The organism is Vibrio sp. V08_P9A1T1, from assembly GCF_963874405.1.
Lineage (GTDB): Bacteria > Pseudomonadota > Gammaproteobacteria > Enterobacterales > Vibrionaceae > Vibrio > Vibrio anguillarum.
This window is the reverse complement of the sequence record NZ_CAWNIB010000035.1, coordinates 1-10,060: the sequence shown is the minus strand read 5'-3', so window position 1 is coordinate 10,060 and position 10,060 is coordinate 1. Positions and strand designations below refer to the sequence as shown.

Annotated in this window: 7 protein-coding genes; 1 reads left to right on the top strand and 6 read right to left on the bottom strand. The window is 43.0% G+C overall.

Annotated features, from left to right (window positions below; genetic code table 11):
* Window positions 1-122: 122 nt before the first annotated feature.
* The 3 genes from AACT21_RS02200 to pflA all read right to left on the bottom strand — a co-directional run bounded on the left by AACT21_RS02200 (window position 123) and on the right by pflA (window position 2,217).
* A complete protein-coding gene (locus AACT21_RS02200) occupies window positions 123-623 on the bottom strand; it encodes a YfbU family protein (RefSeq protein ID WP_013856541.1) in 501 nt (166 codons plus the stop codon).
* Between the two features lie 123 nt (window positions 624-746).
* Complete coding sequence (locus AACT21_RS02195; protein ID WP_017048072.1) at window positions 747-1,412, bottom strand: energy-coupling factor ABC transporter permease; 666 nt, start codon at window positions 1,410-1,412, stop codon at window positions 747-749.
* 64 nt (window positions 1,413-1,476) lie between these two features.
* Complete coding sequence (gene pflA, locus AACT21_RS02190) at window positions 1,477-2,217, bottom strand: pyruvate formate lyase 1-activating protein (protein ID WP_013856543.1); 741 nt, start codon at window positions 2,215-2,217, stop codon at window positions 1,477-1,479.
* A 202-nt stretch (window positions 2,218-2,419) separates the two neighbouring features.
* Between pflA and AACT21_RS02185 the strand changes: the two genes are divergently transcribed.
* The gene (locus AACT21_RS02185) at window positions 2,420-4,297 is read left to right on the top strand and encodes a methyl-accepting chemotaxis protein (RefSeq protein WP_013856544.1); all 1,878 of its coding nucleotides are present in this window, start codon (window positions 2,420-2,422) and stop codon (window positions 4,295-4,297) included.
* A 17-nt stretch (window positions 4,298-4,314) separates the two neighbouring features.
* Here the strand turns inward: AACT21_RS02185 and AACT21_RS02180 are convergent, their stop codons facing one another.
* The 3 genes from AACT21_RS02180 to AACT21_RS02170 form a co-directional block, all read right to left on the bottom strand.
* Complete coding sequence (locus AACT21_RS02180) at window positions 4,315-5,301, bottom strand: lipid A deacylase LpxR family protein (RefSeq protein WP_176430181.1); 987 nt, start codon at window positions 5,299-5,301, stop codon at window positions 4,315-4,317.
* A gap of 201 nt (window positions 5,302-5,502) precedes the next feature.
* Window positions 5,503-7,779 carry a formate C-acetyltransferase gene (pflB, locus tag AACT21_RS02175; protein ID WP_013856546.1) on the bottom strand — a complete coding sequence of 759 codons (2,277 nt, stop codon included), beginning with the start codon at window positions 7,777-7,779 and terminating at the stop codon, window positions 5,503-5,505.
* Between the two features lie 268 nt (window positions 7,780-8,047).
* Window positions 8,048-9,589: a DUF3360 family protein gene (locus AACT21_RS02170; RefSeq protein WP_017042289.1), complete on the bottom strand. Its 1,542-nt coding sequence runs from the start codon at window positions 9,587-9,589 to the stop codon at window positions 8,048-8,050.
* Window positions 9,590-10,060: the final 471 nt, after the last annotated feature.

Genomic DNA, 10,060 nt, shown 5'->3' with positions numbered 1-10,060 from the left:
AATATCAAGAGTTCGAGGGATAAGTTGGTGTTGGAGTTAATAACTGCGAGGGGGAATGTAAAAAAGACGCAGTGTCTGCGTCTTTTCATCTTTTGTCAGCCTACCTTGCTAGGTATTAAAATTTAGGCATTAAAAATTTGTGTAAATTCTGCGGTTGACAAATGGTATTGGCGAGGACAATTACGCCAAGCCGTTAACATGCGACGATATTTATCTGACATTGGCATTTGGCTGTTGAAGTGGTGATCAGCTTTATCAAATTGTGGGTAAAGCCCTTCAGACTCAACCAAGAAACGCACGTAATGAACGCGTTGTGACTCTTTAGCGATATCAAACCCTAAAAAGTGCAGGCGGCGCTGATCCACATTTTTGCTTTCTGCATCGGAGAGCATTTTGTGTGATTCTTGCATGGCGTGATACATCTCCATGATGTCGATCACTTCGCGGCACTCCGCTTCGGTCAAGCAGCCAAATTCTTTGTTGAGTTCTCGCATTTGCAGTTCATAACCACGTTCTACAATGGTTTGTAACCGCTTGTATTTTTTGGCGTTGTTGGGATCCATCTGTGACATCAAAAAATACTGATTAGATAGAATCAGTCGTTGAGCGTTAGTCATTTCCATGGAGGTAGCCTCACTAAATTTTATGTTCTATTTGATGGCATAAGGTTAACAGCAATTATCGACAATGAAACATGATCTCAACACGGATTTAATATGGAAAGTATAAAATGTGTGCAATTCTTGTCACTTTTTGTGTAAGTGGTTATAGATATAATCTTTGTCGGAAAAGACACGCAACCATTCTGGCTTAAATACGGATAGTATCGCTAACGCCATACCATTGAGCAGCCCTTCTGGGAAAGCGAGTAAAGGAACAAAAATTAGGTAATTATCGCGGATGACTTGCCAGTCATGTTGCCCAAGAAGCAATTGATAAGCGGTGTTAATGGCCAAATGCAGGCTACCCGTCAGGCCGCCATTTAAAAAACCAGCCACAAAAATAAACACAAAAATGTTGCGCGGTAGATAATGATAACTCAAAGCAAACAAAGCATAACTAACTAGGATTGGCAGTAGCGATGATAGTAGTAAGTATTCGGGGATGTTAAAGAAGGCCAGTTTACCGACCACCGCCAGTGCGAATGTAACAGGAATAGTTATAACAAATGCGCAGCGCCAGCCAAACATCATCGTGAGGGTTGTTAAACCGAGAAAATGGATAGGCAATCCTTCGGTCACTCCGGCTTGAGCTAACCACAAAAGAAAAAGCGCAAAAGAGGCAAAATAGGTGAGATGCTGAAAGGATTTCTCGGCCTTAAACTTTGTCCAAAATGAGTATTTAAAATCGCGAAGGGTCGTTAACCCAACAAGTAGCAGGAGCAATAGCACCGCAAGTTGTTCCAGCTGCATGGCTAGCCTCTCTATAAAAATACCAGCATTATGCTGGCATTTTTATGGTTATTAAATCAAGCAATCAATATTTTATGTTTGAGTGATACTGAGCTAAGATCCCAACGATTTTGTCCATGGTCTCTTTTGACGGCGGATTCACACCTTCTAATGGGTATTCTAGCCCCATTGCTTCCCATTTATGAGCGCCCAATTTGTGATAAGGCAGCAGCTCTACTTTCTCGATGTTATCCATATCTTTAATAAAATCACCAAGCATATGAGCCGCTTCTTCGTCATCAGTGTAGCCAGGAACAATCACATAACGGATCCACGTTTTTTTACCTATGGTGTGTAAGTAGCGCGCGAAATCTAAGGTTCGCTTATTCGACACACCAATAAAATCATGGTGGATCTCATCTTTCATGTGTTTGATGTCTAACATCACTAAATCAGTGGCATCGAGTACTTCATCAATCACGTCTGTGTGTTTGCGAATATAACCGTTGGTATCTAAGCAGGTGTGAATGCCCTCAGCTTGCGCTGCGCGGAATAAATCACGAACAAATTCAGGTTGAAGCATAGCTTCACCGCCTGAACAGGTAATTCCGCCGCCAGAGGCTTTCATAAAATGGCGATAAGATTTTGCTTCGGTAATGATTTCTTCAACAGTCACTTCCTTGCCTTCATGGGTGTCCCATGTGTCACGATTATGACAATACATACAACGCATTAGGCAGCCTTGCATAAAAACAATGAAGCGAATTCCAGGGCCATCTACCGTGCCACAAGACTCAAAAGAATGAATACGACCAGTTGTTGACATCAGTTCATCTCGAATAGGTTATTTGCCCGTTATTTTATTACAAATGGTAGGGATTAAGTAGGGTTAATGTGCAATTGCCGCCGCATATCCTAAACCATATGTTGTGGCTCAAAATGAATGTCATGAAATTCTGCACATTGACTACACTGTATAGAAATAAGAACTCGTTGAATGCGATAGGGTTTAAATAAGGAATAGTTTCATGGATGTACAGTTTTCTCAAAAGCAAAAAATCAGTCTATTTTTAGTTATCCTTTGTGTTGGTTTTTTAGGTTTAGGGATTTATACCGCAAAGAGCTTGATGGGAATGGATGAACAGTATCGCTCCAGTGGCGAAGTGGCATCCGGTTCTGTGGCGATATTTACTACTCAAGCAAATTTGTTGTCGCTTGCATCAGAGCTAAACAACATGCAAGGCAATCAGGTCAACTCGATTTTGAATAAATTGGATCAGTTGATGGAAGAGGTGAATGCTAATGTTGCTTTCCTGCAAAAGACCAATTTTGCTCAAGAAGGGGAAGTGTTGCTCAAGGCGGCCAAACAATTTGACCAATTTTTGCGTCCTTGGTTGCAAGTGAAATCAGAAGTGGGTTTCAACGTTAACGAAGGTAAGCTGGGCGAGCTGAAAACGTTGGCCACCACGATAGAGAAAAAGATAGATGAGACGGGGATGGTTACAATCAACTCGGATTTTCAAGCCATGGTTAAGGCGCAGCAAAATTATTTATTAGAACCCACGGAGCAAAACTTAAAACTGTTTAATCGTGCTATGGCCAGTTTCGTCAATATGTCTGATTCTTATTCGATGTTGGATCTGTATGAAAAAGAGATACAACAATTTAAACAGGCTTTTTTACGTGTGAGTGAACTGTCTCAGCAATTGCAAGTGATGGAGAAACAAAGAGGCGATACAGAGGCGCAAGTTAAGTCGGTGATTCAAGATATTTCAACCAAGCTTTCCGCGTTGAGTGAGCAATATCAGTTGGCCGCAAAAACGACCGCATCGCAAACACAGTGGTCCGTATTAGCGGCCTGTGCGTTACTTGCCATATTGACCATTGCTATTTTCCTTACCTTTAGTTTTTCTCTTTCTCGTTCTTTGTCGCAAACTATTCACGTGTTGAACAATATCTCGCGTGGCGATTTGTCACGCCGTATGCCGATGACGAATAACGAAAAGGACGAATTCAATCAACTGGCATTGGCCATTAACCAAAGCTGTGAAAATTTAGGGAAATTGGTGAGTGGTGTGCAGAAAAGCAGTGAAGCCTTGTCTGGTGATGCCGCATCACTGAATGTTGGATTAGACACTTTAGTGACAAATCAATCTGACGTTTTGGGACAAACGCAATTATTGGCATCGGCCACAGAAGAGGTCAGCGTGACGACCCAAGAAGTCTCCAATTCATTGGAGTTCGTTGCGGAACTCAGCAAATCTTCTATGCAAAGCGCAGAAGAGGGAGGTAAAGTGATTTCCGTTGCTATTACGTCACTGGTTGAGGTTGGTAAAATCCTAAGCTCGGCCGCAGGCCACATTCATCAACTTGAACAAGCTTCTGCAAAAGTAGACTCGGTGATGGACATCATTAATGGTATTGCCGAGCAGACTAACTTATTGGCACTCAATGCCGCAATTGAAGCGGCGAGAGCGGGAGAGCAAGGTCGTGGCTTTGCTGTTGTCGCTGATGAAGTTCGAAGTTTAGCAGTAAGAACGGTCAATGCCGTGGCCGAAATTTCCGGCACGATTGATACTATGCAAAAGGAAAGTGCGGAAGTAATCACTTATATTGCGCAATCTGAGCAGTCTATGCAGAGTGGGCAAGAGAAAGGTAATGAGGCAATACAGGCCATCGCGCAAATTATCAAAAAAGCAGATGAAGCGGCGAATAAAACAGAAGCCATTTTTGCATCGATCCGAGATTTGGCGACGACTAGCCATTCAATGGCAGATAATATGATACAAATATCTCGAGCCATGAAAGCCTTGGAAGAGAACAATGAACAGTTAAGAGCAACCAGCCAGATTGTGGATAAACGCTCTAGCAGCCTAAGTGTAGACTGCCAAAGTTTCACCATATAATTTCAGTTTGCTAAACGTTAGAAAAAAGCAAAAAGAGAAATATTACCGACACCGTGAATGGAGCTTTTGTCTTCCTTATACTCAGGTGTGTTTGCGGTGAACGTTAAACTCGCACCGACTTGTTGAATATACCAAGCCGCACCAACTACGGCGGTCGCCTGAAGATTTTCCAAGTTAACTTGGTAATATTCAGATGGGTGATCCAATCCGTTTAAAGGCCTATCTCCTTCGATGGTAATGTCATTGAAGCGATAGCGTCCTTCTACACCTCCGAATAGAAACCATCCAGTATCCGAGGCACCAATCATCCCTGCCGAGAAAGGGTTTTCTGCACTGATTTGAGCACTGCCAAAGTTACCCGCAAGATCGGTCCCCCAACGCATCATAAAACCTGTGGAGAGATCACTGCGAAAGTTACCTACATTGACCTCTGAAACGTTGGAAAGCTCAACGTCAGTTCCTGCATAGCTGCGGTATCGTGCCAGATTAAAGTGAGACAGATAACCCACGCTGCCGACGATTTTTTCCTCTACTTGGTAGGCCCAGCCATTGGGTTCGTCAGATTTAGTTATGCTGTGCACTAACTTTTGCGCTTTCTCAGAAAGCGCAGCATCTCCGGTGGTTCCAATGGTTAAATTTGCCCGCGTGGCTTGTTGGGGATGCAAACTAATATAGTTAAGCTCGGTGTGTAAATACCCAGCGTAAGGTCGTTCATTCGGCTCTGGTTTGGTGAGAGAAATCTCCGAAGGAGTCCACATTTTGTGGCCAATGCTGATTTCCCATTTGTCCAATGGGGCCGCTCCCCAAACAGAAAGGCTGAGTGGTTTAGCCCACCAATATGGAGCAATCGCCCCTGAGGTGTAGCTTAAAAATAAACCATTGGTGTAGTCGCGATCTACGCCAAATACGCCATCGTTATCGAGGTTAAAAGCAACCGTTGCGTGTTGAGAGGCCAGCGCAGAAGCACTGAGTAACGTCAATGGAAGAATGTGAAATAGCTTCATACGAACACTGCAGAGTATAGACAAGCCCTAATCATATAGGAAAGATGCGCTATTCAGTTGATAAATAGGCAATTGAATCAAAATAAATGTGGTAAGCGTAACATTTGTGGTCGATGCATTGCGCATTTTTGATTTCTGAGTATAAAAAAAGCCCCACTCATCGAGCAGGGCTTAACTATTTTGCTAGTAATTTAACTGAAATTATAGAGATTCAGTGAAAGTACGTGCAATAACGTCAGCTTGTTGTTCAGCAGTCAGTGAGTTAAAACGCACAGCATAGCCAGATACACGAATGGTTAGCTGAGGGTATTTCTCCGGGTGTTTAACCGCATCTTCTAAAGTTTCGCGATTAAGCACGTTCACGTTTAGGTGTTGGCCACCCTCAATGCCTGCTTCATGGTGGAAGTAACCATCCATCAGGCCAGCAAGGTTTGCACGTTGACTTGCTTCTTCTTTGCCTAACGCATTTGGAACGATAGAGAAAGTATAAGAAATACCATCTTGTGCATCAGCAAACGGTAGTTTCGCTACTGAAGTCAATGATGCTACTGCACCTTTTTCGTCACGGCCATGCATTGGGTTTGCACCCGGTGCGAAAGGCATACCAGCACGGCGACCATCAGGTGTGTTACCTGTTTTCTTACCATATACCACGTTTGAAGTGATAGTCAGGATAGACTGAGTTGGAATTGCATCACGGTACATCTTAAGTTTACGGATTTTGCCCATAAACGTAGAAACAAGTTGGCATGCGATGTCATCAACGCGGGCGTCATTGTTACCAAATTTAGGATAATCACCTTCGATTTCGAAATCGATCGCTAGGCCATCTTCGTCACGAATTGGCTTAACTTTTGCGTATTTGATTGCAGATAGAGAGTCAGCAGCAACAGACAGGCCAGCAATACCACATGCCATCGTACGTTTAACGTCACGATCATGCAGTGCCATTAGCGCGGCTTCATAGCTGTATTTGTCGTGCATGTAGTGAATGCTGTTTAGTGCGGTCACATATTGCTTCGCCAACCAATCCATGAAGTGGTCCATTTTTGCCCATAGTTCGTCATAGTCAAGATACTCACCTGCGATCTTGTCCATTTTAGGACCAACTTGGATTTTCAACTTCTCATCAATACCACCATTGATGGTGTAAAGCATGGTTTTAGCAAGGTTTGCACGCGCTCCGAAGAACTGCATTTGTTTACCTACAACCATTGGCGATACACAACATGCGATAGCATAGTCGTCAGAGTTCATGTCTGGACGCATTAAATCATCGTTTTCGTACTGGATAGATGAAGTATCGATAGATACTTTTGCACAGAAACGTTTAAAGCCGTCAGGTAGCTGCTCAGACCAAAGTACAGTGATGTTTGGCTCTGGAGAAGGACCCATAGTGTATAGGCTGTTTAGGAAACGGAAGTTAGAACGCGTAACGAGTGTACGACCGTCAAGACCCATACCACCCATTGATTCTGTTGCCCAAATTGGGTCGCCAGAGAATAGTTCATCGTATTCAGGAGTACGTAGGAAACGAACCATACGCAGCTTCATTACGAAGTGGTCGATCATTTCTTGAGCTTGTACTTCAGTGATTTTACCCGCTTCTAGATCACGTTGGATGAAGATATCTAGGAAAGTCGAAGTACGACCTAGCGACATTGCCGCACCGTTTTGTGATTTAACAGCAGCTAGATAGCCGAAGTAAGTCCACTGGATAGCTTCTTGTGCAGTTTCTGCTGGGCGAGAGATGTCAAAACCGTATTTTTCAGCCATTTTTTTCATTTGGCCAAGTGCGCGGTGTTGTTCTGCAATTTCTTCACGAAGTTGCATCGTTGCCGTTAGATCTTCGCCGTTCTCAAAACGCTCTTGTAGAGAAGTGAATTGAGCCAGCTTATCCTTCATTAAGAAATCAATACCGTAAAGTGCTACGCGACGGTAGTCACCAATGATACGGCCACGACCATAAGCATCAGGAAGGCCCGTCAGAACACCAGACTTACGACACGCTAGGATATCAGGAGTGTAGATATCGAAAACGCCAGCGTTGTGAGTTTTACGGTATTCTGAGTAGATTTTTGAAATCATAGGGTCAAGAGTTCTACCGTATGCTTTGCAAGAACCTTCAACCATACGCACACCACCGTTAGGGATGATAGCGCGCTTAAGTGGTTTCTCAGTTTGTAGACCAACGATAGTTTCAAGATCTTTTTCGATGTAGCCTGCATCGTGAGCAGTGATGGTAGAAATAACGTCAGTATCGAAATCGACAGGGGCCTTAGTCGCGTTTTCCTGTTTGATACCTTCCATTACTTTAGCCCAAAGCTTGTTTGTCGCTTCAGTACCTTCAGAAACTAGGAAAGATTCGTCACCTTCATACGGCGTATAGTTCTTTTGAATAAAATCACGAACGTTAACTTCGTTTTGCCACTCACCTGCAACAAAACTTTCCCAAGCTTTAGCAAATTGCTCTGCCATGACATACCTACCTTTTTAGTAGAAAAAACACGTACCGTCTTCACCGTTGAGCCAGTTATCCTCGAAAGGAGCAGTACACTCTATTAATACAATATCTATATTCACACTATTCAATTATCTGAATATAGATATTGTGCTTTTAAGCCTTGAATGCAAGATTAGACTAAAATTTTTTTGCAAACCTTAAACTAAATCAATAAAAGTTAAATTTTTCAAATAAAGTTTGGGTAGTGCGAGCACTACCCAAATTCGTATTAGTCCAAGCTCATTATAGCCAAGCTTTTAAACCGTATTGGTTTTCAAGCATACCAACCGCAAGCATAGCAATTAAACAGATGATCAGCACACCACCTGGAATGATGATTTTGTCGATAAAAGACAGCTTTGATGCACGTTCTTTGTCGCCAATTAGGCCATTGTTATCGAGTAGCATGGTCAATGCCCATGCTAGAACCGGGTTCACCACAGCGCTACCAAAGATACAAATGCCCGCTGCTTGTGAATCTTTTGTGTTTCTTACCATTTGCATACCCGCTTCTAGTAAAGGAAGAAATACCCCTACTAATAGAGCAATACGCATCACTGGAGGCCAAACCGCTACGTCCATAGGGAAGCCAAGGATAGCAATAGTCATGACCAATAAACCTAAGATGATGGCACCACCAGGAATTGGGCGTTTAGCAATCGCCGCTGGGATCATATACGTTCCCCATGACGATGTGATATTACCACCACCAAGCGCTGTACCTACCATTTGACGAATTGAACACATGGTCATTGTGTCATCAACATCCATCAGTACTTTTTCAGTTCTCTTCGGATAGTTCAATTCTTGGAAAATTCGGTGACCAAGGAAATCTGGTGACCACATCGCAACGGCCAAAATAGCAAAGGGCAATGAGGCGATAAAGTGTTCAACTGTTGGCAAACCAAGCATCCAACCTTCAGTGGTTGAGCCCCACCAGTAAACAGGATTAAGGTTAGGTAAGCCCATTTGAGTTTCAAATTGAAGATCAAAGCCAGTACCGAATAAAAGCGCAATCGCAAGCCCTGTCATTGCACAGACAGGAATTGCTAACCAACGCATGTTGATTTTTGCAAGAAATGCATACAGCACAATATTGACACCTAAAACCACTAGGCCAACGTAACCTAAGCTGCCTGCGGCGACATCGGCCGATTGCAAACTGGTAGCCCAAGTTTGGATAGAACCAATTTGGCTCATTGTTCCGGTAAAGCCGAGGAAGATAAGCAACCCGCCTGCGGTTCCCTCGGAGGTTAGATTGACCAGTTTCGAGCCTCCTTTAAAGTAACTTAAGAGAAGACCAAAAACGCCAAGCAAAATTGCCAATGCCAAAGGGTGTGCACCGGCTAATGCGATTGAGCCGATAAGAGGGATCATTGGGCCATGGTTGCCAGCTAAGTTGGCTTTTGGGTTTAAGAAACCAGAGGCAATAACACAGAAGAAGAGGGCAGGAAATAACATCTCTACACGTGCAACTTCAATCGCGAAGTCTTTACCTAGATGAATGTGATCCCATGCTTGGGTTAGGCCATCAGCCCAAGACATCATTACCGCTGAGTACATGGCGATGATGCCGATTGTGCCCGCGATGGCTGGTACAAAATCTTCAAGTTCAAAACGGAAGTCACGACCAGGTAAGTTCAAACCAAAGCGACGGGGCTTCATGATTTGCAGTTCGTGGTCTAGGTAATCTGAACGGCTTGCAAACTCAGATGCTGGACGATGCAGCTCTTTATAGCTTTTCGTCTCGATTTCTGAGCGCTCATTGTTGACTACGTCTGGCATAGATTCCTCATATTTTTAAAAGTTAGTAATTCGTACTGAATCCTAGTAATCCGCGAAGAAGCGGTAATGTTTTTAATTGAATATGTAGCACATTTCATATGTGCTTGCATAACAACAACTAAAAAAGAGAGTGTGGTTATTTATACAACCTTATCTTTGCTCGCGAGTTTAGCTTGCTTATCCTTTAGTGTGATTGATCTTGATCACTTTAAGAATAAATGTGAAAGAAAACTACAGCAGCCTAATGAAAACGGGGGGTTGAGCCGTTACTTGCTTGAAATAAGTTTTCACATTGTGATGTTTGTAAAAGAGTTTCAATGATATTAATGACCTTAAATATCCTATGAATCTAGGTGTACTTTATACATGAATAGGTTGTCTATTTTTAAGTAAATGTTAATGAAATGAGTTAACTGTTAATTGCTTGATGTGCCATTTATATGCGCCATATGGAGAAGTATTGGCTAAAAT